The organism is Succinatimonas hippei YIT 12066 (genome assembly GCF_000188195.1).
Taxonomy (GTDB): Bacteria; Pseudomonadota; Gammaproteobacteria; order Enterobacterales; family Succinivibrionaceae; genus Succinatimonas; species Succinatimonas hippei.
This window is the reverse complement of record NZ_GL831058.1, coordinates 41,919-64,744: the sequence shown is the minus strand read 5'-3', so window position 1 is coordinate 64,744 and position 22,826 is coordinate 41,919. Positions and strand designations below refer to the sequence as shown.

The window sequence follows — 22,826 nt, the reverse complement described above, 5'->3', positions numbered from 1 at the left end:
CTAAATCAGCTAAAAAAGTATTTATTTATTTGAATTTTTAGTTTTCAGATAGCATAATAAATCTGCTTGTCGGAGTGCCTTAAATTTGAGGCTGAGATTGCGTAAGCAAAATCCGTTGTACCTGATCAGGTTAATTCCTGCGGAGGAAACAAGACTTCGACATGCATAATTTTATTTTAAGGAGCATGTCGCATGACCTTTAAAAAACCTACCGAAAAAAAGATTTTCATAAAAGGCAGCACGGATGATGTTGCCGTTCCCTTTCGCGAGCTTACTCTTTCAAATGATGAGAAAATTCTGCTTTCAACCGTAGAAGGTTCTGATCCTAATGCTAAAGCTATGCCGAAGATCCGCGCTCCGTGGATTGCATCTCGCGGCAATAGTAAAGAGAAGACCCAGCTTGATTACGCTAAAGCAGGCATCATTACCAAAGAAATGGAGTATGCTGCAATTCGCGAGTCTTATAAATACGGATCGGATATGCCGTTTACTGCTGAGGATGTAGCTAAAGAAGTGGCTGCAGGCCGTGCGGTTATTCCATGCAACGTAAATCATCCTGAATGCGAGCCGATGGTTATCGGCAAGAAATTTTCCGTTAAAGTTAATGCCAATATCGGAGCATCCGCGGTTTCTTCCGGATATGATGAAGAAATTGCTAAATTGCATCAATCCCTTAAGTTCGGTGCCGATACAGTTATGGATTTATCGACGGGAGACGGAATTTTAGAATTGCGTGAGGCCATTTTGCGTGCTTCTCCGGTTCCTATCGGTACCGTTCCTGTTTATGAAGCTTTAGAGCGGGTACACGGCGATACTTCACTTTTAACTTGGGAGGTATTTCGTCAGGTTGTTTTAGATCAGGCTCGACAAGGTGTTGATTATTTCACCATTCACGCAGGTCTTCGTGAGTATTTGATGCCTTATGCGGCCAAACGCGTACTCGGTATTGTTTCCCGTGGCGGATCGATTATGGCATCGGTAATGCTGCGTCATGATGCAGAAAACCTTGCCTATGATCACTTTGACGAGTTAATGGAAATCTGCCGCGAATATGATGTCGCGTTATCTTTAGGTGACGGGCTGCGTCCGGGCGGAATTTGCGATGCCTGTGATAAAGCACAATACGGTGAGCTTGAGGAAATCGGCAAATTGGCTTTGCGCTGCCGTGAAAACGGAGTGCAGTGCTTTATTGAAGGTCCTGGGCATGTGCCTTTAAATCGCGTTTACGAGAATCAGGATTTGGAAGAAAAATATTGTCATGACGCTCCTTTTTATACCTTAGGACCGCTTGTGACCGATATTGCTCCGGGACAGGATCATATTACCTCGGCAATCGGCGGTGCGCTTATTGCTTATCGCGGCACTTCCATGCTTTGCTATGTAACTCCGTCCGAGCATTTGGCTCTGCCTACAGCCGAGGACGTGAAGCAGGGACTTATTACTTTTAAGCTTGCAGCGCATGCTGCAGATTTAGGCAAGGGCTTGCCCGGTGCGCAGCTGCGTGATGATGCCATGAGCCGTGCCCGTGTTGAATTCCGTTGGTATGATCAGTTTGCTTTATCCTTAGATCCTGAACATGCCTATCAAGTATGGAAAGCTCAGATGCCGGATGAATGTGCTCATGAGCCCAGCTTCTGCTCTATGTGCGGACCTCGTTTTTGTCCGATGAGATTAAACCGTAGGATTAAAGCAAAATATGACAAGTAAAAGACCTTTGGTATTAATTGCCGCTACCGTTGACTCTGGCGGCGGTGCCGGAATTACTGCAGATATTTTAAGTATTCATGATCATGGTGCCTGGGGCTTGCCTTTGGTTAATGCCGTGTCATCGCAGTCTTTAAAAAGGGTTGCCGGTATTGAGAATATTTCTGCAGCAATGTTTTCCAATATGCTTGATGTTGCATTAAGTGATTGGGAAGAGATAAGTGCGGTTAAAGTTGGTCTCATGCCGGATAGAAAGACGCTTGATATTTTCTTGACTGCTCTTGAAACTAAGCTTAAAGGAGTAAAAGTCGTTTGGGATCCGGTTTTGACCGCTACAGCCGGAAGGCTTGAAAGCGCCGATCTTAAATCCAATTTGTCCAGGATTTTAAAAGTTACGACTATTTTTACTCCTAATTTGCCTGAGGCTTTAGAACTTGCAGGATGGGACAAGGCTCGCCTGAAACAAGACGGAGTTTTTGAGCTTGGTCGCTTTTTTGTGAAGATGGGAGCTAAAAACGTCATTATTAAGGGCGGACATTTAGGTGACAGCGTTGCAACCGCAGATGACGTATTCGTATCTGAAAGACTTTCTTTCATGATGCGTTTGCCTAAAGCGGCAGGCGACGGTGCTCACGGCGGCGGCTGTGCTTTGTCGTCAGCTCTTGCGGCGCTTCTTGCCAAAGACTATGCTCCTGAAGATGCTGCAGTTTTAGCTAAAGCTTATGTTTATCACGGAATTTTAGATCCGGATTTGCAGTCCGATGGCGGTCGTCCGCCTGTAGGACATCACGGATTAATCTGCAGCCTTAAATATTTTCCGGAAATTTTTGAGGAAGGCTTCCCGCAAAAAGCGGAACCTTTCCCGTTATGTCCGACACAATTGGGGCTTTATCCTGTCGTTGACAGCGTAGAATGGGTTGAAACCTTGCTTGCTATGGGTGTACGCACCATTCAGCTTAGAATTAAGGACAAAAACGATCCTCAATTAGCCGAGAAAATAAAACGATCCGTATTTTTAAGTAAAACTTATAAGGCTCGTCTGTTTATTGACGATCATTACGATTTGGCAATTGCCGCGGGTGCTTACGGTGTACATCTTGGCATGGAAGATTTGCGGACAGCCGATCTTGAGAAAATTAGAAAATCAGGATTGCGTCTTGGTGTATCCACTCACGGTCTTTATGAAATGCTAAAGGGGTTGCAGTTAAATCCTTCTTATATTGCGTTAGGGCATATCTTCCCGACTAAGTCAAAAGTTATGCCTTCAAAGCCGCAGGGCGTTGAGAAGCTTGCCCATGAAGCAGCTTTGCTTGAAAACGTAGTCCCGACTGTAGCAATAGGCGGAATTAAACTGCATAACCTTGCCGATGTGTTAAGTACCAAGGTAGGTTCGGTTGCGCTTATAACCGGGATCACGCAATCAGACGATCCTCTTTTGACAACGCAAAAGTGGCTTAATTTGTGCAAAAACGGCGGAGATGAAATCTGATGCGCTATGCCCGTCAAGAGTTGCTGCCTGATTTTAAGGGATCTTCAGGACTTTTAGCTTCAAAGAAAGTAGCCGTTGTCGGAGTAGGCGGATTGGGCGGTTTGTGTACCTACCTTTTGGCAGGTGCTGGCGTTATCAAGCTTACTATCGCCGACGGTGATTGCGTCTCTTTGTCAAATTTACATCGTCAGGTTTTATATCGCATGCATGATATCGGACATAAAAAGACCGAAATCTGTAAAAAAGCGATACTTGAACTTGATGACAGGGCTGAAGTCGGAGTTTTTCCTGAAATTAATTCGGGAAATTTCGAGGAGTTTGCTGCGGGGGCGGATTTAGTTCTTGACTTAAGCGACAACTCGGCAACGAGAATGTTTATATCCAAAGCCTGTTTTGCACGACGGATAAATTACATTCATGCAGCTGTAGGCGGGTATCGCGGGATCCTCAGCGCCTTTTGGTATGCCGATCCTGAGTTTATTGAAAAGTTTGGTTGCTATCGGTGTTTTGCAGGCCTTTTGCCTGATTTAAAACCGGCAGGTATTTTAGGTCCGGCAGCGTCCATGATGGCGTCGGCTGCGGCGATGCTTGCGCTGCAGGTATTAAACGGAAATACCGATCTTAAAGGTTATGTTCAGCTTTTTGATTTGAAAAACAATACGGTAAAAAAGCTTGGTTTAACTAAAGATCGTTCTTGCCCGGTATGCGGAGGGTAAATGAAGATTTTTTTTAACGGAGAAGAGCTTGAAGTAGATAACGGCTTAAGCTTGGCTCAGTTTATTAAAGACAGGGGCTTGACACCTGACGGTACTGCCTGTGCCGTGGACGAAAACATCATTCCCAAGGCGACTTGGAGTGATTTTAAATTAGAAGAAAATATGCACCTTGATGTATTCACCTTGGTTGCAGGAGGTTAATTGTGGATAAATTAGTACTTGCAGGTCAGGAATTTGATTCTCGTCTTATTATCGGAACCGGAAAATATGCTTCAGCTGAAGCTTTAACGAAGGCTTGTGAGGCCTCAGGCGCACAAATTGCCACTATGGCAATTAAACGAGTTGATATTAAAGGCGGCAGCGATGATATTATTCTTCCGCTGCGCAAGTTGGGCGTAACTTTGATGCCTAATACTTCAGGAGCGCGTACCGCCAAAGAGGCGATTTTTGCAGCTCAGCTTTCTCGCGAAGCTTTAGGTACTGATTGGATTAAAGTTGAAGTTCATCCTGATCAGAAATACTTATTGCCGGATCCGATTGAAACTTATAATGCCTGTGCTGAACTTGTTAAACAGGGCTTTAAGGTTTTTGCTTATTGTTCTGCCGATCCTTGCTTATGCAAGAGTCTTGCCGAAGCCGGTGTCAGTGCCGTGATGCCCTTGGGCGCACCTATCGGTTCGGCTCGCGGTCTTGAGACTTTACCTTTTTTAAAGATCATTATTCGTGAAAGTTCAGTGCCGGTTATTGTCGATGCCGGGATCGGTGCTCCGTCAGAAGCTGCTAAATCTTTAGAATTAGGTGCTGATGCCGTTATGGTTAATACTGCTATTGCTGCAGCAAATGATCCGGTGTTAATGGCTGCAGCGTTCCGCAGCGCTTGTGAAGCAGGTCGCATCGGTTATGAAGCAGGTCTTGCCGGATTGAGCAGTACCGCCCGCGCAACTTCTCCTATGGAAAAGTTTTTAGCGGAGGCAATGAAATAAATGAGCTTTTTTGATGAAATTTCAAAAATTGACATTGATAAGTTCAGGCCTTTAGTTGATTCACGTACTGATGCAGATGTCGAGCGCGCATTAAGCAAATCGGGACCTCTTGATGTTGAAGATTTTGCTGCTCTTATAAGTGAAAATGCCCGTATTCATTATTTAAAGGATATGGCGCAGATGTCAATGCAGCTTACAAGAAGACGTTTCGGCAGAACGGTCAATATGTATTTGCCTTTGTACCTTACCAATCTTTGTACCAATAAATGCAAATATTGCGGATTTTCATCTGCAAACAAGTTTAAGCGTACCGTCTTGACTTTAGATGAAATCAGGGAAGAGTGCGAAGCCATCAATAAGCTCGGCTATGAAAATATTCTTCTTGTAACCGGCGAAAACGATCGTCGCGGCGGTATGGATTATTTCCGTCAGGTTCTGCCGATTGTTAAGGATTATGCTGCTTATTTGCAGATGGAGGTTCAGCCTCTTGATACCGAAGATTACGCAGAACTTAAAACTTTAGGCCTTGATGCTGTGTCTGTATATCAGGAGACATATCATCCTAAGTGCTATAAAGAAAATCATTTGGCCGGCAAAAAGACGGATATGCGTTATCGCATGGAAACTCCTGATCGTTTAGGTACTGCCGGCATTGATAAGATTGGTATTGGGGCTCTTTTAGGTCTTTACGATTGGAAGGTTGACTGCTGTGCTGTCGCTATGCATGTCCTTTATATGCGTGAGCATTATTGGAAGAGCAGATTAAGTGTATCATTCCCGCGTCTGCGTCCTGCTGCAGGCGGTTATGAACCGCAGTTCCCGATGTCTGATCCGCAGATGGTTCAGTTAATTTGCGCTTGGCGTATTTTTGATAATGAACTTGATCTGACCATTTCAACCCGTGAAAGCGCTGATTTTCGTGACATGATAATTCCTTTAGGCATTACCGCAGTAAGCGCAGGCTCTTCTACGGAGCCGGGCGGTTATGCACATAAAGGAAAGAATCTTGCGCAATGGGAAATCAATGATGACAGATCGGTTGACGCAGTAGTGGATGCGTTGCATCGCAACGGTCTTGAGGCTGTGTTCCATGATGCATCAACTTCTTATTTTAAAGCAGTGTAAAAAGTCTGTTTTTAAAATTTAGAAACACTTTGCCCTGAAATGCGTTGTTGTTTTTCAGGGTATTTTTTTGATTAAAAGTACAAAATTGTCCAAATGACTAGGCAAAAATATTAATCTTTGTGATCTTATTCAAAATATCAGCACATTGGATAAATAAAAAAAACTAAAAAAGTTAATGTAAATACACAAAATTCATCTGATAACGGAGAAAAATAAATGAAAGCTATAGTGCTGCATGCTAAAAATGATTTACGCTATGAAGACGTTGCCGATGTCTCTATTACTAAGAGTACTCAGGTTCTTGTCAAAATGTTGTACGGCGGCATCTGCGGATCGGATAAGCATTACTATTCTTTAGGTGCAAACGGCAGCTTTGAAGTTAAGCATCCTTTTGTTTTAGGTCATGAAGGCAGCGGTATCGTTGAGGAAGTTGGTGCTGATGTAAAAAGCGTTAAAAAAGGCGATATGGTGGTATTCAGACCGGCTCTTGCCTGCGGTCATTGCAAGTTCTGCAACAAAGGAATGTATAGATACTGTGAAAACGCCACCCATTTCGGCTCCGCTTCTACTATGCCTCATACTCCAGGTATTTTCTCCGAATATGCAGTTGCAGAAGAAGTTCAGTGCCTTAAAGTTGTAGATGTTGATCCTAAAGTTGCCGCTTTGGCTGAGCCTTTAAGCGTTGCCTTTGCCGGAGCTCACGCTTTGGGTAATATTATGGGCAGAAATGTAGCCGTAATGGGAGCCGGTCCTGTAGGAACTTTGTGCGCTCTTGCTATTAAGTCTTTAGGCGTTAAGTCCGTTACCGTTTTTGATGTTCGCAATGCTCCGCTTGAGGCTTGCAAGAAAGCTGGTCTTGAAAATGTCTGCAATACTTTGGAAGAGCCTGAAAAGGTAGCTGAGTTCTGTGAGCATAAAGGTTATTTTGACGCAGGACTTGATGCAACCGGCAATGGTCAGGCTTGCACAACTTTAATGAAGATGATTACTCCTGAAGGTGTTTTGTCTCAGGTCGGTATGTATCCTACCGGACGCACTCCGCAGGATTTAGGCCCGTTCTTGAATAAGGGTCTTGTCTGGCATTCGGTATTCCGCTTCTATGAAGAGTTTGATGCCGCCGTTAACGCATTGAACAATCATCTTTTTGATCCGAGCTCAATTATTACTGATGTTGTTGATGCTAAAGATTGCATGGACGGCATGAATGCAGCCATGTCTCCTGATGCTATTAAGGTTCTTTATAAGTTTTAAGCTTATTAAAACCTCATAAGAACACAAAACCCGCTTGATATTTCGTAAGCGGGTTTTTTGTTGTCTGCTGTTTTTATAAATATTTTTTGCAAAACGTGAAAATTATCAGTGTTATTGTTTACAAAACGTGAAGCGAAAATTTGTTATATATTCTAAATGTTTAGAAAAACCAAATGTATTTTTGTCATAGAAGTTGTAAAAAGGACATAATCTATATGCCTTGGTATATGATTATGTTTTTAAAGCAAAACAAAATAGTTGATGCCAAGATTAATCTTGATTTGTCTGGGCTTAAAATATAGAGGAGAAACAATGCATCAAAAGGGCAGTAAGAACGCATTAGCACAGAAACTTAATAAAGATCCGCTGTTAAAAAATTTTATAGATTACGTGCGTTTTGATACAAAAGCAGATCTGGACAGCAATACTGTCCCTTCAAGGAAAGGACAGCTTGAATTAGGCGCTTTTATTGTAGAAAAAATAAAAAAACTTAATTTTGATGTAAAACAAAAAGATACCGGCGTTGTCTGTGTAAAGGTTCCTGCAAGTGTCGGTTTTGAAAAGGTAAAAAGCTTATGCCTTTTGGCTCATCTTGATACCGCCCCTGATGCTTCAGGCAAGAATGTTAATCCTTTATTGGTTGAAAATTATGCGGGCAGCGGGATAGAGCTTGAAAACGGATTAATCATTGATGACAAAATATGTCCCGAGCTTAAAAATCATTTAGGCGATGATATTGTAGTGACTGATGGAACGACATTGCTCGGTGCAGATGATAAAGCGGGTGTCGCGGTTTTATGTACTTTGCTTGAACGATTAAGTTCAGGTGCAGTAAAACATGGACCATTAACTATTATTTTTTCAGTAGATGAAGAGCTAGGTAAGTCCTGCAGTCATTTAGATGTTAAAGAAATAAATTGTGATTACGGCGTAACCGTTGACGGTTGTGATTTAGGTGAGTTTGATATAGCTACGTTTAACGCAGATGCTGCCGTGGTTACGATAAAAGGACGCAGCGTTCATACTGCAGTTGCCAAAGGCAAGATGCTCAATGCTATAAAGGCGGGATCTAAATTTATAGATTTAGTTTCCTCTATCCCTTCACCTGAAACAACTGAAGGCCTTGAGGGATTTGTACATCCTCATGACATTAGAGGCGGTGTAGAACAATGCGTAATAAAATTTATCGTCCGTTCTTTTACCAAAGACGGTTTAATAAAGCTTGAGGATAAACTTCAAGCTGCGGTTTCTAAGCTTAATTCTCTTTACGGAGAGGAGATAGCTTCAATTACGTTCTCTTTCCAATACGCCAATATGGAAGAGGTATTAAAACAGCATCCTAAGTTTTTAGACTGCTGCAGGAAATCTTTTGAAGATGCAGGAGTTTTGGTTAAAGAGAATTTTGTAAGAGGCGGAACTGACGGCTCCAATCTTTCAAATGAAGGACTTCCTTGCCCTAATATTTTTACCGGAGGATTGTGCTGTCACGGACCCTATGAATGTTTGCCCGTAGCTTCACTGCATAAATCTTATGCCGTAGTTGAAGCTTTGGTTAAAAACATGGCTAAATTAGATGCGTTATAAATTTTTGACGCTGCAAGACGGCAGTGAGGTCAAAGCCGCGCTGCCTTATATTATTTCAGCATCAAGAAATTGCGATTTGCCAAGTGAGCCTGACAAGTTGTTAAAGCTTTTGTCAGCGCCTTATGTTTCCAAAGTAAATCCGTTTAACCATAAGCTTTCTTATATAACTTTTGATGAAGTAAAACTTTTAGTTTTGTGGTCAAAATTTCCGCGGGTTTTTCTAAAATATCCGCAGTTTTTTAAATCTATTCCTTATAAGACTGCGCTTTTATACACCTTAAACGATTATGAAAAAGAAGGTTTTGAGAAAGTTCCTAATCTCTTTAACAGAATTAATCTTTTTAAAGAATGCGTGCGGCTGCTTGGGAAGGGCGCGGTTATTTGGCGTTATGACCCCATCATATTAAACGGAGAATTAACGCCTAAAGAGCATATAAAACGCTTTTACAATATCGCGCAACAACTAAATGGCTATTGTGACAGGGTTATTTTTTCTTTTCTTGATACCCGCTATCCGAACGCTAAGAAAAATGCGGCATATTTAAAAGTAATACCGGCATCTGAAGATGAAAAGTTAATGCTGATTAAAAATCTTGTGGAGATTGGTAAAAAATTCGGCATGACTTTACAATCTTGCGCACAATCATCAGATTTTACAGTCGCAGGAGCAGAATCTGACGGGTGTATCGGCAAGTATCTGGTAAAATATTACAGATTAAATAGTAGTTTATGTCGTGACAGGGCACAAAGAAAGCTTTGTTTATGCTTTGAATCACGAGACATAGGACAAGAGCACGGATGTAAATTTAATTGTGCTTATTGTTATGCTTTTAAGGAAATAAAATGGCGCGAGTGCTGTTGACCGGTGCTTACGGACAGGTTGGGAAAGAGCTTGAAGTTTGTCTTTTAAATAGCGAAGACGAAGTCATTTCTTGTGATCATAGAGCTCTTGATATCAGTCAGGAAGATCGAGTTTTAAGTGCCGTTACTGAAAGCGGAGCGGATATTATTATCAATGCCGCAGCTTATACTAATGTTGAAAAAGCCGAAGATGAAAGAGTAAAGGCATACGAAGTCAATGCGTATGGTCCTAAGTATTTGGCAAAAGCAGCAAAATTGGCAGATATTCCTCTTATTCATATTTCAACGGACTATGTTTTTTCTTCAGAAAACGGCAGACCTCATCGTGAGGATGATACCGTTGAAGCGCAGTGCGTTTACGGTAAGTCCAAACTTGAAGGTGAAGAGAATATAATTGCCTGCTGCAGTAAGTACTTAATCGTCAGATCCTCATGGATCTTCGGCAGATACGGCAATAATTTCGTGAAAACCATGCTGCGTCTTGCAGGAAAATATGACGCGGTGTCGGTTGTAAGCGATCAAAAAGGCAATCCTACTCCGGCAAGAGCTTTAGCCGAGGCTTTATGCATTATGACTCATGAGGCTCTAAAACCTGATTTTAAAGATTACGGGATTTATCATTTTGCCGGAAATCCAGCAATTACTTGGGATGAATTTGCAAGAAGCGTTTTTAAATATGCCAAGCTTGCCGGTTTTATTCAAAAGGATATGGTAGTTAAAAGTATTTTAGCTAAAGACTATCCGTCAAAAGCCGTGCGTCCGTATGACTCAAGGCTTGATACTAATAAGATTAATGAAGTTTTTAAGATAGATTTGCCTGATTGGCATGACTATTTACCCGAAACCGTTGGGGAGTTTTTTGATGAACAAAACAATTAGTTCGATTTCTTTAGCCTTAATCATCGGACTGTCGGGCTGCTCTTTAATGCAGACCGATTATGAGCGTCCGCAGCTTGCAATTGTTGATTCATATAAAAATGCAGCTGAATTTTTAGGTAATCGAGTTTCAGATAAATTCTGGACCGAGTTTTCTGATCCGAAGCTTACAGCAGTAGTGGAAAATGCCTTAAACGCTAATCTTGATTTGCAATCGGCTTATCTTAATGTCCGTAAGGCTCGTTATGCTTTAGATGAAATCAATACTAATCTGCTGCCTGATTTTAGCGCCGGCGGAAATATCGGAGCAGAGCGTCGCCTTGAGCATCATAATAGTGAGACCAAGAGCTCAGGAACCAATTTGACTTTGTCTTATGAACTGGATTTGTTCGGACGTCTTGACGCCGAAAGATTATCATCATTTGAGAATCTGCAGGCAAGCGCTTATGACTATTGGGCTATGCGCTTATCAACCATAGCTTCTGTTGCTAACGCTTATTGGCAGTATGCTTATGCTAAAGAGGCCGTAGCTTTGGGAGAGGCAGATCTTAAAGATTCGGAGCGCCGTTTGGAGCTTATAAGAAGTATGTATGAAGCAGGCGCTGCCGACGGTCTTGCTTATGATACTGCCATGGTAAATCACCTTCAGGTCCAGGAGGCTTTGGAGCAAAGAAATAATAACTTGGCTCTTGCCCGTACCGCTTTGACTGCATTACTCGGTTTGACTGCGGATAAAGATGTTGAAGTCAGTGCATTAAATGATTCAATTGTTCCTGATATTGCCTTGGAAATTCCGTCGGCACTGCTTTCTCGTCGTCCTGATTTGATGGCAAGTGAAGCTTTGTTAAGAAAAGCTTATGCCGATTATGATGTTGCGGCATTATCTTTATATCCGACTTTTATATTAAGTGCCGGAGTATCAGCAGGAGACACGGGAACTTTAGGTCGTTTCCTTGCTAACCCTTTAGGTACGTTAGGAGCCGCAGTAACTTTACCGTTCTTAAATTACAGTGAGCTTAATGCTCGTAAAGGTCAAGCTATGACCCAAAAGGACATCAGCGAGCTTGATTTTGTCAATACTTATATTAATGCCGTAAGGGAAGTATCTGATGCTGTAAGCAATATTACTTATTATAAGAATTTAGTTTCCAAGACCGAGCATGAATATACTCTTGCCCGTCAAAACTATGATCGCTATTCAGAGCGTTACCGTTACGGCGCCAGCTCTTTAAGCGAGTTCTTGGATGCCGCAGATACCTTGCGTTCAGCTTCTGATAAATATTTAAATGCAAAACGCATGGTTTTGAACAGCTCGATGGATCTGATGGTTGCCTTGGGCGGTGATACTCAGGAAGGAAAGATTGAAGATCTGCTGCAAAATCTTTGATGACTAATAAATTGGACAATAAAGCAGCATTTGATAATGATGCTGCTTTTAATCAAAAAGTTTTTGTAAATATGGATTTAATTCCTTGTCCCGTATGCGGACATTTATGTTCAAGGGATGCTCTTACCTGTCCTAAATGCGGTAAACCTCTTGCCAAAAAGAATAAGGTTATAGCGGCAATTCTGGCGCTGTTGTTCGGAGGCCTTGGCCTGCATAAATTTTATTTAGGCAAAATTCTCTGGGGAGTTATATATCTGCTGTTTTGCTGGACGGGAATTCCTTCTATAGTAGGTTTGGTTGAAGGAATAATCTATTTATTTACTTCAGATGAAGACTTTAAACATAAATACGGTTAAAAAGAGACATGGATATAAAACTTGCCTCATGGAACGTTAACGGAATTCGTGCCGTTAGCGCTAAAGAAGATTGGAAATGGTTTTCCGATTGTGGTTATGACGTGATTTCCCTGCAGGAAACAAAAGCAAGCGTTGAGCAGATGCCGGAAAGTATTACAGATCCTGTCGGCTATCATGCGTATTTCGCTTCTTCTATAGTGAAAAAGGGATATTCAGGAACCGCTGTTTTTTCTAAAAAAGAGCCGTTATCTCATGAAATTGAGCTTCCCGATCCTGAATTTCAGGGGGAAGGCCGCATTGTACATCTTGAGTTTGAAAAATTTCATTTCTTTAACGGATATTTTCCTAACGGCGGAGCGGATATCCTGGATGAAAGCGGTAAGCCAACGGGCGAATTTAAACGCGTACCCTATAAGATGGCATTTTTCGACAGCTTTTTTAAGTATGCGCAGAAGTTGCGCGAATCAAAGCCTATTGTAGTATGCGGTGATTTTAATATTGCCCATAATGAAATTGATTTGGCTCGCCCTAAGACTAATGTTAAAAACACCGGTTTTTTACCGCTTGAACGCGCTTTTTTAGATAAGTTTGTTGCAGCAGGGTATATTGATACTTTTAGGTTCGTCCACGGAGATTTAAAAGATCAATACACATGGTGGTCTTATAAGACCAGAGCTCGCGCTAAAAATGTAGGGTGGCGTATTGATTATTTCTTCGTGTCGGAAGAGTTAAAAGAAAATATCAAAGACGCATGGATTGAAAATGACGTTTTTGGCTCTGATCATTGCCCGATAGGCTTATGCCTAAGCTTTTAAAATGTGTTGAAAGAGTGCGTTTTACATATTTATGCACAAAAAAGGAGCATTAATTGCTCCTTTTTTAATGCAATTCTTTGTACCTTGCTTTATTTCAAGCCAACTGCTTTAATATATTAACAGTAAGACCTTGAGTGGTCGTTTTGTTATCAACCCATAAATTAATATGCCAAGGAGAGAAAGCGTGGAACGCGTAAATTTCCCATGTGAAAACGTGCTTCGTTTTGCGCCGCTGTCGGCAGCGCAATCATTTAATCAAAACTTTGTTTCATCCTGGCGATATTATTATTTCAACTAATTTTTGAAGATTAAAAGGGTGGTTTTTATGAACCTTAAGAATAGCAGAATGATCCCCCAGGCACCGAATTCGCGACAGGGGATCGTTGATTCAAGATTGAGCGATATATACCAATTGTTACCTCCTGTTGCTTTAGTTGAAAAATTTCCCGCAACGGACTTTACCGATAATTTGGTAAAAGGAACCCGGAAAATTTTTCATGATATTTTATGTGATAGCGATGATCGTTTAGTTGTCATTGCAGGCCCTTGTTCCATTCATGATCCTAAAGCTGCACTGGATTATGCAGCACGTCTTTTGGAGCTGCGCAAACGCTATGCAGATCAGCTTGAGATCATCATGCGTGTATACTTTGAGAAACCGCGTACGACAATAGGCTGGAAAGGACTTATCAACGATCCTGATTTAGACGGATCTTACGACATCAATAACGGTTTGCGTATTGCAAGAAAGCTTTTACGCGATCTTAATGAAATGGGAATACCGGCAGCTACCGAATATCTTGATACCATTTCTCCGCAGTACATTGACGAGTTCATTTCCTGGGGAGCAATCGGTGCCCGTACTACCGAATCACAGGTTCATCGCGAACTGGCATCAGGTCTGTCATGTCCGGTCGGGTTTAAGAACGCAACTAACGGCAGCGTAAAGATTGCTATGGATGCGGTCATAGCCGCTAAACATGAGCATACTTTTATGTCTGTAACAAAGTTCGGTTATGTTGCAATCGTGCATACCAAGGGCAACGAAGACTGCCATATTATTTTGCGCGGCGGTAAAGAGCCTAACTATAAGAAAGCAGATGTTGATGCTGCATGCGATATGCTGGTAAAGGCTGGTTTGCGTCCTAAAGTCATGATTGACTTCTCGCATTCCAACAGCTTAAAGCAGTTTAAAAAACAAATAGATGTAGGCAATGATGTAGCGGCACAAATTGCAGCCGGTGATAACCGCATCTTCGGCGTGATGATTGAATCTAATTTGGTTGAGGGCAATCAGCCGTTGTCGCGTAATCTTGATGAATTGGAATACGGCAAGAGCATTACTGATGCCTGCGTCGGTTTTGATGATACCGTCAAGATCATCGAGACTTTAAATAACGCAGTGCTGGAGCGTCGTAAGGTTCATCAGGCTTAATTGATCATTAATTCATAATAAGCCCTCCTTTTGGAGGGCTTTGACTTAGGAGGTCTCATGCATCCGTCTTTATCTCTTGAAAAGAGCAAAATTAAGATTTTACTTTTAGAAGGCGTAGATCCCAGTGCCGTAGAAACACTTAAAAATGCCGGCTACACTAATGTTGAATATGATAAAAAAGCTTATGACGGACAAGAGCTTCTCGATAAGATTGAAAACGTTCATTTTTTAGGCATTCGCTCCCGTACTCATTTGACTCGTGAAGTTTTACAGCACGCTAAGCGTTTGGTCGGAGTCGGATGTTTTTGTATCGGTACTAATCAAGTTGATTTGGATGCAGCGGCAGAGCTTGGTATCCCAGTATTCAATGCTCCTTTTTCTAATACCCGCTCTGTAGCTGAATTGGTTACTGGCGAATACTTGCAGCTTTTGCGCGATGTCCCGGCTCGTAATGCGTTACTGCATCGCGGCGGTTGGAAGAAAGCTGCCAAGGGATGCTTTGAGGCGCGCGGTAAGACCTTAGGCATTATCGGTTACGGTCATATAGGTACTCAAGTAGGTATCATCGCAGAAAGCTTAGGTCTTAATGTCGTGTATTATGATATTGAGAATAAGTTGTCTTTAGGAAATGCCAAGCAGCTTGCAAGTCTTGATGAGCTATTTGCCGCTGCAGATATTGTTACTTTGCATGTTCCTGAGACCGAGCTTACCCACGGTATGATTAATGCAGACGCTTTTGCCAAAATGAAAAACGGTGTTTTCTTCGTTAACGCATCCCGCGGAACTGTTGTTGAAATTGATGCTTTATGTGAAGCGCTTAAATCAGGAAAAGTATCTGGTGCTGCTGTTGATGTCTTCCCCAAAGAGCCGGCAGCCAACGGTGAGGAATTTGTTTCTCCTCTTCGTGAGTTTGATAATGTGATTTTAACTCCGCATATCGGAGCATCGACCGAAGAAGCTCAGTGCAACATCGGAATTGAAGTTGCTCAGAAGCTTGCCTTGTATTCTGATAACGGATCTACTTTAACCGCAGTTAATTTCCCTGAAGTATCGCTTCCTGCAAAGCGTGAGGGAGTATCACGTTTGCTTCACGTTCATAAGAATGTTCCGGGAGTTATGCGTCAGATCAACGAAGTGTTTGCTTCAAAAGATATTAACGTGGCGGCTCAGTATTTGCAGACAACCGGGGATGTCGGTTATGTAGTTATGGACATTCATTCAGAAACTCCTGAAGAGATTGTTCCGTTGTTAAAACAGATCCCGGCTACTTTAAAGTGCCGCATTCTTTACTAATAGATAAGAATACGTGGGAAAAGAGTAGGTCACAAGTCTGGTTCTGGCACAACTATAGCCTTGGTTTCGGGCAGGCATGTTTTTTAGCATGCCTGTTTTGTTTGGATGTTTAAATTTTATTTACTGTTTTATAGTTAAAAATTCATCAGCTATGCCATTAAGTTGCTTGGCAATCATCGCAAAATCATAATCAAGATTAAGAGTCATTACACTGATTTTATTTCCACTCATCATATAAGTATTGTTTGGTTGTATTTCTTCATCAGTTTTTGCGTAAAGAATCATGCCGGATACATCTCCACCGAATGCCGCTTTATTTTTAACATAAGTAAATATTTGATAAAGATTGTTTGAGTGGAGCTTAGTTACGTTGTAGTTAAATTGAGTTGTATGAGCGTAATATTTTGCATCAATGATTAGTGATTTATTCTTATAGTTTAGCGTAATATCAGATTTCATTGTAGGTAGCATCGTTCCGATACCGTCATCTAAAGCCCAATCGATTTGGGATGCTGTCGCTTTAAGCTGAGGATAGTGCTTTCGATAATATTCAAGAATAAACTTTTCATACAAGCGGCACATTTGCTGTTCGTCTAAGAACTGCAAAAGTTTCACGGATCCTTCTGCTGTTGTTTGCAATAGTCCTTTAATGATCAGATAGCAAACTGACATTAACATTTGGTAGCTTTGATTGTTACGATTAAATCTTAGTTTCCAGTCGATATCAAAAATATTAATCTTTTTAACATTTTTAAAATAGAAAAGGATATTTCTTAAACTTTTTTTTCTGGTTTTAGGAATATCATATCGGAGAAGAAGTTCGATAGTGGCTTTTAGAATGCGGTTCATATATGAATTAACAGAAAAATCATCATATGTGCATATTAATTGATGTTTTATTATGGTTTGACCTTTAATTGATTCATTAACATCAATTTTTCCTTTCAAGCAACTTAATGGTCCTGTATTTTCGATATACGTTCGTCCTAGCCCTCGCTTAAGTTGTATGTTTACGCTTTTTACGAGAATTGCAGACAATAGATCTGCAGTATTGGCAAACTTCTCTGTACTGCAACTTGCATATCCTTGATTTTTTAATATTTGAAAAGCATATGCAAGCATGTGATAAATATTTTGAATCCGAATCATCGGATTGCCTCTTTTAATTTATTAGCCCAAGCTTTTACCTTGCTCGGATCGTCAAACCAATATTCATTTAAAAGAGGAATAATTTCATAATTAATTACTGATTCTAACCATTCATCACTAATTTCTTTTTCAGTACAGAAATAACTGTGACCGATGCAAAAGCCATGACCTAAACTTTCATCATTTTCGATAGCTGTATTTAATTGTTTTATTGTCTCGATAAGGTTATCAAATTTGTAACTATTCTTGTTTTGTCTGTATTTAATAAATCCTTCCGTTTCAAAGGCCGGTAAGAATTCGAAGAAGGCAAAACGACGTCTTAAAGCATAATCTAATATTGCAAGACTGCGGTCGGCAGTATTCATCATACCGATGATGTAAACGTTTTTTGGTACTGAGAATTGTTCATCAGAGTAAAGAAGTTGTAAAGATACTCCTCGTTTATCTTTCTCTATTAACATGAAGAGTTCGCCAAAAATTTTGCTCAAGTTTCCACGATTGATTTCATCAATGATAAAGAAGTAATCATTTTCAAGATCTTGCTCAGCTTTCTTGCAGAAAGTATAAAATGGTCCTTTTTTTAACTCAAAGCCGCTAGGAGAGGGCCTAAAGCCGATAATAAAGTCTTCGTAGCTATAACTTTGATGGAATTGCACCATCATAACTCTGTTAGGATCTTTTACTCCTATCTTGGAGTAGGCTAGTCTTTTTGCGGCAAATGTTTTACCAACTCCAGGAGCTCCCTGCAGGATGATGTTTTTCTTGTTTTCAAGCAAGTTCATAAGTTGGTAGTAATTATCTTCACTTATGTATACTTCACTTAAGAAATCATTTTCTGTGTATTCAGTGTACTGAATTTCAACTTCTTCTCTTTCTTCATCCAAATCATCATCAAAAAGTTCATTTAATTTTTCAACATAATCAGTATAAGGCGTTATATCCGTTAGTGTTTTCATAACGGCTTGACCAGGGTGTGTCCAATCACCTTTGTGAGTCCACTTCATTTTGCGAAAGTTTTTATAATTATCATCAAAATCATCATTAAAAATATAGTTTGACAAGACTGTGCCTTTGCCAACAATGTGATGCATGCCTTTTTTTACAAATACAATATCTCCTGGTTTCATATCGTGGACAAATTGCCATGTAGCATGTGCAGAATTTTTATAAGAAAGAGTAGGGTCAATGCACTCTTTCATTTTCTCTTTCATTTCATCTTTGTTTGAGAAAGCCGATAAATTGCCGATTTTTCCCCACCCGATTGCCATAACTCCTTTGTTGTAAAAAGTTTCCCACATATCAGCATTATTACCGGGAGAATAAATCCAATAATGAACAGAGCTTATATCTTTGTCTCCAATTGCCTCGCCGACATTTACACGGGTATTTTCATTTATTGCTTCAGCGCTTTCTTTTTTTTCTTTTTGAGATGATTCCCACGCTAAATAGGATATTTCAGGAAAATTTTTATAACTACAGCTTTCTTTTTCTAAGATTAAATGTATTAAATCATTTAGACTAAGATATTCTTTACCTGATGGTGCATTTTTTAATTTTCCGATCTTTTCTATAAGATTGATAGGAACATTTTTAGGATTAGTAATATATTCACGAGTGTTGCCATCTAGACTTATATATTCATATGGCCTTATCCAGTAAAGTGCCATAGTAATATTCCATCTGACACCTTTTTGTTTTAAAGCAATATCGTATGCATTTATAAATTCTTGTTTGTTGATATCTGAACGATTATTTGAATACTTTAAAGCTGCCGCAAATACCGCCCACAAATTTTCAATATCATTTTCACCTCGTTCGCCATTAAAACGAAAGAAATTTGCATTTTGGTTGTTTAGCTCTGGAACTCCTTTAAAAGATGTTGGAACAGGAGTATTAATTGAAAGTTCGGAGGCGAATCCTTGCAAAATAGCAATTTTGTTTGAGTTAGTAATTTGCTTGTTGAAAAATCCGAAAAGAGTGAAAGGATCAATGTCAATTATGGTATTGTCTGGTTCGATTTTTGGTACATTTTTATTGATATCGTTAAATATTTTCTTTATTTTTTCTATAAGTGTTTTTCTATCTTTCTTATATGGCAGAAGCTTATCTGCAAGCTCCATGTAAAAATTAACCCAACCAAGATATTCTTTAGATTCCATTTTCTATTTCCATTATTTTGTTTTTATATTTTTATTACTTAAATCCTAATGCTGATAATGCAATAAAGATATTTTCAAAGCCGTCATATAAAATTAAAAATTTTTATTAAGCAAATATAACAACATAAAAAATTTAAGATTTCAACAAATTACTCTTAGTATTAATACAAAAGTCGCAGTTTATGAAAAGATGCTGAAAGTTCAAAATTCTTAATTAATTGCGATTAATAACACCAGAAAAAAACGCGGCCGAAAAAACTTCGGCCGCAAGAGGGGACTATTAAAGTCCCATGCTGAAATAACGGTTAGTGTTATTAAATGAAATATCCTCAACGATTTGACCTAAAAAGTCCATATCTGCAGGATACATGCCTTTTTCTACCCAATTACCGATTAAGTTACACATAATACGGCGGAAATATTCATGGCGGGTATAGGAAAGGAAGCTTCTTGAATCAGTAAGCATACCGACAAAATTACCTAAAATAGACAAAGAAGCTAAAGTAGTCATTTGATCGATCATGCCCTGATAAGTATCGTTAAACCACCACGCAGATCCCTGCTGGATTTTGCCTTGAGCTTCAGGCCCCTGGAATGCTCCGATAGCGGTTGCGATAACGGCATTATCTGCAGGATTTAATGAGTACCAAATCATTTTAGGCAAAGCGTCAGCTTCATTTAAAGCATTCATGAACTGTGAAATACCTTCAGCACACGGACGATTGCCTACGACATCATAGCCGGTGTCAGCGCCTAAAATCTTGAACATTTTGCTGTTAGGATCGCGAATAGCTCCATAATGCATTTGCATTACCCATCCGTACTTGGTATACCCCTTAGCAAGGTGGATAAGGATCATGGTTTTATAGGCTTCAATTTCAGCATCGATCAGCTTTTCGCCTTTTATTCCTTTTTGGTAAATAGCTTCCAATTCATCTTTAGACACTATGCGGCAATAGGCATAGTCAATTCCATGATCTGCAGCACGGCATCCTTGATCGTCAAAGAATTTCATGCGAACGTCCAAGGCATTAAAAAATTCTTCGCAGCTATTGATTGCTGAGACACCGACTAATTTTGCAATATGGGCAACATATTCCTTAAATCCAGGTTTTTCAATTTTCATTGCCTTATCCGGACGCCAGGCGGGAATTACTTTGCAGGTACAGGTGCCTTGCTCTCTGATTTTTTGATGCCACTCAAGACTGTCGCCCGGATCGTCCGTAGTGGCAACTAATTTAACATTTGATTTTTTAATGATGGATTGAACTCTGAAATCATCAGTGGCAAGTTTAGCATTGCATTCATCCCAAATTTCTTTGCAGGTTTTTTCGGAAAGAGTTTTAGTAATGCCGAAATAGCGCTTGAGTTCAAGGTGGGTCCAGTGATACAGAGGATTACCGATAGCGCGCGGCAATGATTTGGCGAACATCTCAAATTTTTCATAATCAGAACTTTCATTGCCGGTGATAAGTTTTTCAGGAACACCGTTTGATCTGATCATGCGCCATTTATAGTGATCACCGCTAAGCCAGGCATCGGTAATGTTGCGGAATTGGTAATTTTCGGCAATTTGCTGCTGATTGATATGGCAATGATAATCAATGATAGGCATTTTGGCCGCATGTTCATGAAATAGTTTTTTAGCGGTTTCGGTTTCAAGAAGAAAATCTTCATCCATAAATGCTTTCATAAATTTCTCCTTTGAAAAAAGAGCTCGCAGGAGGAGCTCTTTTTGTGATTATGTTTGTTAAATTTATTTAGGTAAAGTTGCTTCGTAACCGCAGAGTTCAGGAATAAAGCTGGAGATCTGAGGTACATAGGTACAAAGCATCAATACTGCGATAATGACGATATAGAAAGGAATCAAAGGTTTGATTACTCTTTCAATAGTTGTTTGTGCAACTTTTACGCCCACAAACAAAATGTTTCCTACAGGCGGGGTAATGGTTCCAATGCAGAGGTTGAAGGTTATTACAATACCGAATTCTACCGGGCTTAAACCGCACTGAATTGCAATAGGCAGGAAAATCGGGGTAAAGATCAAGATTGCCGGAGTAGTGTCAAGGAAAGTACCAACGATCAAAAGAATAATGTTGATGATAAGTAAGATGATGATCGGATTGGAGCTTACGCCGTTTAACATTTCACCGACAAGAGAAGGGATATTTACGAAAGAAATAACCCAGGACATGATTGAAGATACACCGATAAGCAGTACGATGATGCCGGTCATCTTAGCTGAATCTGCGTAAATTTGAACCAAAGCTTTCCAGGTAATGGAGCGATAGATAATAGACAGAATCAGTGAATAAACTACGGCAACGATAGCACCTTCTGTAGCAGTGAAAGCTCCTGCAACGATACCGCCTATTACAATAATGATAAGCAGTAAAGAAGGAATAGCGTCCAATGTTACCTTGATGGCAAGACTTGCAGTAATCTTCTGACTGTCGCCTTTATATCCAAGACGCTTAGCCCAGAAGTATGCTACAACCATGCAGCTTAGACCCCATAAAATTCCCGGGATATAACCAGCAAGGAATAATGCAGCAACAGAGGTACCGCCTGAAACTAATGAATAAGTAATAAGTACGTTTGACGGCGGAATGAGCAAACCAGTCGGGGCCGTGGCAATATTGACTGTTGCCATATAATTGCGGCTGTACCCTTCTTTAACCGCAATCGGTCCGATAATGGTTCCCATTGCTGAAGCAGCTGCTACGCCGGAGCCTGAAATGGCACCGAACATCATATTGGCCATGGAGTTGGTATGGGCGTATGAACCGGGAATTTTACCTACCAAAAGGCGTGCAAAATTCATAAGACGTATAGCGATACCGCCTTGGTTCATGATATTTCCGGCTAATATGAAAAACGGAATTGCAATTAAGGTAAATACTGAAATACCTGTAAAAGTTCTTTGTGCACCAGTTTGCAGCATCATGTTGAAATCAAGAGCATTAGCGCCGGCGACTAAAGATGAAATAGCAATGGCAATACAAATAGGTACACCTAAAACAAGGAGTACAATCATTGTTATCGCCATGATAAGAGCTACTGTAATTGTCATTTTATTCTCCTAACTAAAGGAGCGAAAGGAGCCGCTCCTTTTCACGGTTATGCATTATCTTCATCACCAACGCCGTATTGATCGACATTAGGATCTTTTAACATTGAAAACATTTTGGCTAAATTGAGCAAACCGTATACGGTGATCAAAATACCTGAAATAGGAAGTACAGCATACATAAGGCCCATGTTAACGCCTAAGGATGCAGTAACCTGATTCATGTTTTCAGCAGCCATAACATAACCGCCGTAGATTAAGAGCAATATGGCAGTTAAAATCACAAGGATCTCTGAAAGTATGTCCAAAAATACACGTTTTTTACCGGTAAACTTGCTATATATAAAGGCCATACAAAGGTGGCCGCGCTCGCCAAATACGATTGCGGCTGCCAAAATAGAGAGCCAAGTGAAGCTATAAGTAACGAGCTCTTCGGAAATAGTGCTCGGAGAATTAAAGAAATAACGCGTTATAATCTGGTAAGAGCCGATTACCGTCATGAACATGAATAAAAACACGCAGAAGGTAATCAGGCATTTATCAAGTAACTTTCTGATAGCTTCCATTAACTGA

20 protein-coding genes and 1 riboswitch are annotated in these 22,826 nt (G+C 40.3%); of the genes, 15 read left to right on the top strand and 5 right to left on the bottom strand.

Annotated features, from left to right (window positions below):
* Positions 1-60: 60 nt before the first annotated feature.
* Positions 61-165, top strand: a riboswitch (TPP riboswitch).
* Positions 166-192: 27 nt separating this feature from the next.
* The 15 genes from thiC to serA all read left to right on the top strand — a co-directional run bounded on the left by thiC (position 193) and on the right by serA (position 15,875).
* Entirely contained in the window at positions 193-1,707 is a 1,515-nt protein-coding gene (thiC, locus tag HMPREF9444_RS08675; protein ID WP_009144043.1) for a phosphomethylpyrimidine synthase ThiC, read from the top strand.
* On the top strand, positions 1,697-3,193 hold the full coding sequence (gene thiE / locus HMPREF9444_RS08670; protein WP_009144042.1) for a thiamine phosphate synthase: 1,497 nt from the start codon (positions 1,697-1,699) through the stop codon (positions 3,191-3,193). The genes thiC and thiE overlap by 11 nt, the downstream gene beginning before the upstream one ends.
* Positions 3,193-3,909: a HesA/MoeB/ThiF family protein gene (locus HMPREF9444_RS08665; RefSeq protein WP_009144041.1), complete on the top strand. Its 717-nt coding sequence runs from the start codon at positions 3,193-3,195 to the stop codon at positions 3,907-3,909. The genes thiE and HMPREF9444_RS08665 overlap by 1 nt, the downstream gene beginning before the upstream one ends.
* Positions 3,910-4,110 (top strand): sulfur carrier protein ThiS, encoded by a 201-nt coding sequence (thiS, locus tag HMPREF9444_RS08660; protein ID WP_009144040.1) that lies wholly within the window; start codon positions 3,910-3,912, stop codon positions 4,108-4,110.
* Positions 4,111-4,112: 2 nt separating this feature from the next.
* Positions 4,113-4,892, top strand: coding sequence for a thiazole synthase (locus tag HMPREF9444_RS08655; RefSeq protein WP_009144039.1), 780 nt, complete (start codon positions 4,113-4,115; stop codon positions 4,890-4,892).
* Positions 4,893-6,017, top strand: a complete 1,125-nt coding sequence (gene thiH, locus HMPREF9444_RS08650; RefSeq protein ID WP_009144038.1) for a 2-iminoacetate synthase ThiH — start codon at positions 4,893-4,895, stop codon at positions 6,015-6,017.
* Positions 6,018-6,233: 216 nt separating this feature from the next.
* Positions 6,234-7,268 (top strand): alcohol dehydrogenase catalytic domain-containing protein, encoded by a 1,035-nt coding sequence (locus tag HMPREF9444_RS08645; protein WP_009144037.1) that lies wholly within the window; start codon positions 6,234-6,236, stop codon positions 7,266-7,268.
* 312 nt (positions 7,269-7,580) lie between these two features.
* Positions 7,581-8,852, top strand: a complete 1,272-nt coding sequence (pepT, locus tag HMPREF9444_RS08640) for a peptidase T (protein WP_050779020.1) — start codon at positions 7,581-7,583, stop codon at positions 8,850-8,852.
* Positions 8,842-9,714: a DUF1848 family protein gene (locus HMPREF9444_RS08635; protein ID WP_009144035.1), complete on the top strand. Its 873-nt coding sequence runs from the start codon at positions 8,842-8,844 to the stop codon at positions 9,712-9,714. The genes pepT and HMPREF9444_RS08635 overlap by 11 nt, the downstream gene beginning before the upstream one ends.
* Positions 9,696-10,592, top strand: a complete 897-nt coding sequence (rfbD, locus tag HMPREF9444_RS08630; protein WP_009144034.1) for a dTDP-4-dehydrorhamnose reductase — start codon at positions 9,696-9,698, stop codon at positions 10,590-10,592. Before HMPREF9444_RS08635 ends, rfbD begins: the two co-directional genes overlap by 19 nt.
* Entirely contained in the window at positions 10,576-11,976 is a 1,401-nt protein-coding gene (locus HMPREF9444_RS08625; protein ID WP_009144033.1) for an efflux transporter outer membrane subunit, read from the top strand. The genes rfbD and HMPREF9444_RS08625 overlap by 17 nt, the downstream gene beginning before the upstream one ends.
* The gene (locus HMPREF9444_RS08620; RefSeq protein ID WP_009144032.1) at positions 11,976-12,332 is read left to right on the top strand and encodes an NINE protein; all 357 of its coding nucleotides are present in this window, start codon (positions 11,976-11,978) and stop codon (positions 12,330-12,332) included. The genes HMPREF9444_RS08625 and HMPREF9444_RS08620 overlap by 1 nt, the downstream gene beginning before the upstream one ends.
* 8 nt (positions 12,333-12,340) lie before the next feature.
* Positions 12,341-13,147 carry an exodeoxyribonuclease III gene (locus tag HMPREF9444_RS08615; protein ID WP_009144031.1) on the top strand — a complete coding sequence of 269 codons (807 nt, stop codon included), beginning with the start codon at positions 12,341-12,343 and terminating at the stop codon, positions 13,145-13,147.
* 325 nt (positions 13,148-13,472) lie between these two features.
* Entirely contained in the window at positions 13,473-14,582 is a 1,110-nt protein-coding gene (gene aroG / locus HMPREF9444_RS08610) for a 3-deoxy-7-phosphoheptulonate synthase AroG (RefSeq protein ID WP_009144030.1), read from the top strand.
* Between the two features lie 57 nt (positions 14,583-14,639).
* Complete coding sequence (gene serA, locus HMPREF9444_RS08605) at positions 14,640-15,875, top strand: phosphoglycerate dehydrogenase (protein ID WP_009144029.1); 1,236 nt, start codon at positions 14,640-14,642, stop codon at positions 15,873-15,875.
* 120 nt (positions 15,876-15,995) lie between these two features.
* Here serA and mcrC read toward each other — a convergent pair whose 3' ends face one another.
* From mcrC to HMPREF9444_RS08580, 5 genes are all read right to left on the bottom strand, one after another.
* Entirely contained in the window at positions 15,996-17,024 is a 1,029-nt protein-coding gene (gene mcrC / locus HMPREF9444_RS08600) for a 5-methylcytosine-specific restriction endonuclease system specificity protein McrC (protein WP_009144028.1), read from the bottom strand.
* A complete protein-coding gene (locus HMPREF9444_RS08595; RefSeq protein WP_009144027.1) occupies positions 17,021-19,183 on the bottom strand; it encodes an AAA family ATPase in 2,163 nt (720 codons plus the stop codon). Before HMPREF9444_RS08595 ends, mcrC begins: the two co-directional genes overlap by 4 nt.
* Positions 19,184-19,463: 280 nt before the next feature.
* Entirely contained in the window at positions 19,464-20,876 is a 1,413-nt protein-coding gene (uxaC, locus tag HMPREF9444_RS08590; protein ID WP_009144026.1) for a glucuronate isomerase, read from the bottom strand.
* 63 nt (positions 20,877-20,939) lie between these two features.
* Positions 20,940-22,256, bottom strand: coding sequence for a TRAP transporter large permease (locus HMPREF9444_RS08585; protein WP_009144025.1), 1,317 nt, complete (start codon positions 22,254-22,256; stop codon positions 20,940-20,942).
* 47 nt (positions 22,257-22,303) lie between these two features.
* Positions 22,304-22,819 (bottom strand): TRAP transporter small permease, encoded by a 516-nt coding sequence (locus HMPREF9444_RS08580; RefSeq protein ID WP_009144024.1) that lies wholly within the window; start codon positions 22,817-22,819, stop codon positions 22,304-22,306.
* Positions 22,820-22,826: the final 7 nt, after the last annotated feature.

Coding starts and splice junctions, on each gene's coding strand:
- thiS (WP_009144040.1), top strand. CDS start 3,910: ATGAAGATTTTTTTTAACGGAGAAGAGCTTGAAGTAGATAACGGCTTA.
- serA (WP_009144029.1), top strand. CDS start 14,640: ATGCATCCGTCTTTATCTCTTGAAAAGAGCAAAATTAAGATTTTACTT.
- HMPREF9444_RS08625 (WP_009144033.1), top strand. CDS start 10,576: ATGAACAAAACAATTAGTTCGATTTCTTTAGCCTTAATCATCGGACTG.
- HMPREF9444_RS08620 (WP_009144032.1), top strand. CDS start 11,976: ATGACTAATAAATTGGACAATAAAGCAGCATTTGATAATGATGCTGCT.
- thiH (WP_009144038.1), top strand. CDS start 4,893: ATGAGCTTTTTTGATGAAATTTCAAAAATTGACATTGATAAGTTCAGG.
- HMPREF9444_RS08615 (WP_009144031.1), top strand. CDS start 12,341: ATGGATATAAAACTTGCCTCATGGAACGTTAACGGAATTCGTGCCGTT.
- mcrC (WP_009144028.1), bottom strand. CDS start 17,024: ATGATTCGGATTCAAAATATTTATCACATGCTTGCATATGCTTTTCAA.
- thiC (WP_009144043.1), top strand. CDS start 193: ATGACCTTTAAAAAACCTACCGAAAAAAAGATTTTCATAAAAGGCAGC.
- HMPREF9444_RS08665 (WP_009144041.1), top strand. CDS start 3,193: ATGCGCTATGCCCGTCAAGAGTTGCTGCCTGATTTTAAGGGATCTTCA.
- uxaC (WP_009144026.1), bottom strand. CDS start 20,876: ATGAAAGCATTTATGGATGAAGATTTTCTTCTTGAAACCGAAACCGCT.
- HMPREF9444_RS08645 (WP_009144037.1), top strand. CDS start 6,234: ATGAAAGCTATAGTGCTGCATGCTAAAAATGATTTACGCTATGAAGAC.
- HMPREF9444_RS08595 (WP_009144027.1), bottom strand. CDS start 19,183: ATGGAATCTAAAGAATATCTTGGTTGGGTTAATTTTTACATGGAGCTT.
- thiE (WP_009144042.1), top strand. CDS start 1,697: ATGACAAGTAAAAGACCTTTGGTATTAATTGCCGCTACCGTTGACTCT.
- pepT (WP_050779020.1), top strand. CDS start 7,581: ATGCATCAAAAGGGCAGTAAGAACGCATTAGCACAGAAACTTAATAAA.
- HMPREF9444_RS08635 (WP_009144035.1), top strand. CDS start 8,842: ATGCGTTATAAATTTTTGACGCTGCAAGACGGCAGTGAGGTCAAAGCC.
- aroG (WP_009144030.1), top strand. CDS start 13,473: ATGAACCTTAAGAATAGCAGAATGATCCCCCAGGCACCGAATTCGCGA.
- rfbD (WP_009144034.1), top strand. CDS start 9,696: ATGGCGCGAGTGCTGTTGACCGGTGCTTACGGACAGGTTGGGAAAGAG.
- HMPREF9444_RS08585 (WP_009144025.1), bottom strand. CDS start 22,256: ATGACAATTACAGTAGCTCTTATCATGGCGATAACAATGATTGTACTC.
- HMPREF9444_RS08580 (WP_009144024.1), bottom strand. CDS start 22,819: ATGGAAGCTATCAGAAAGTTACTTGATAAATGCCTGATTACCTTCTGC.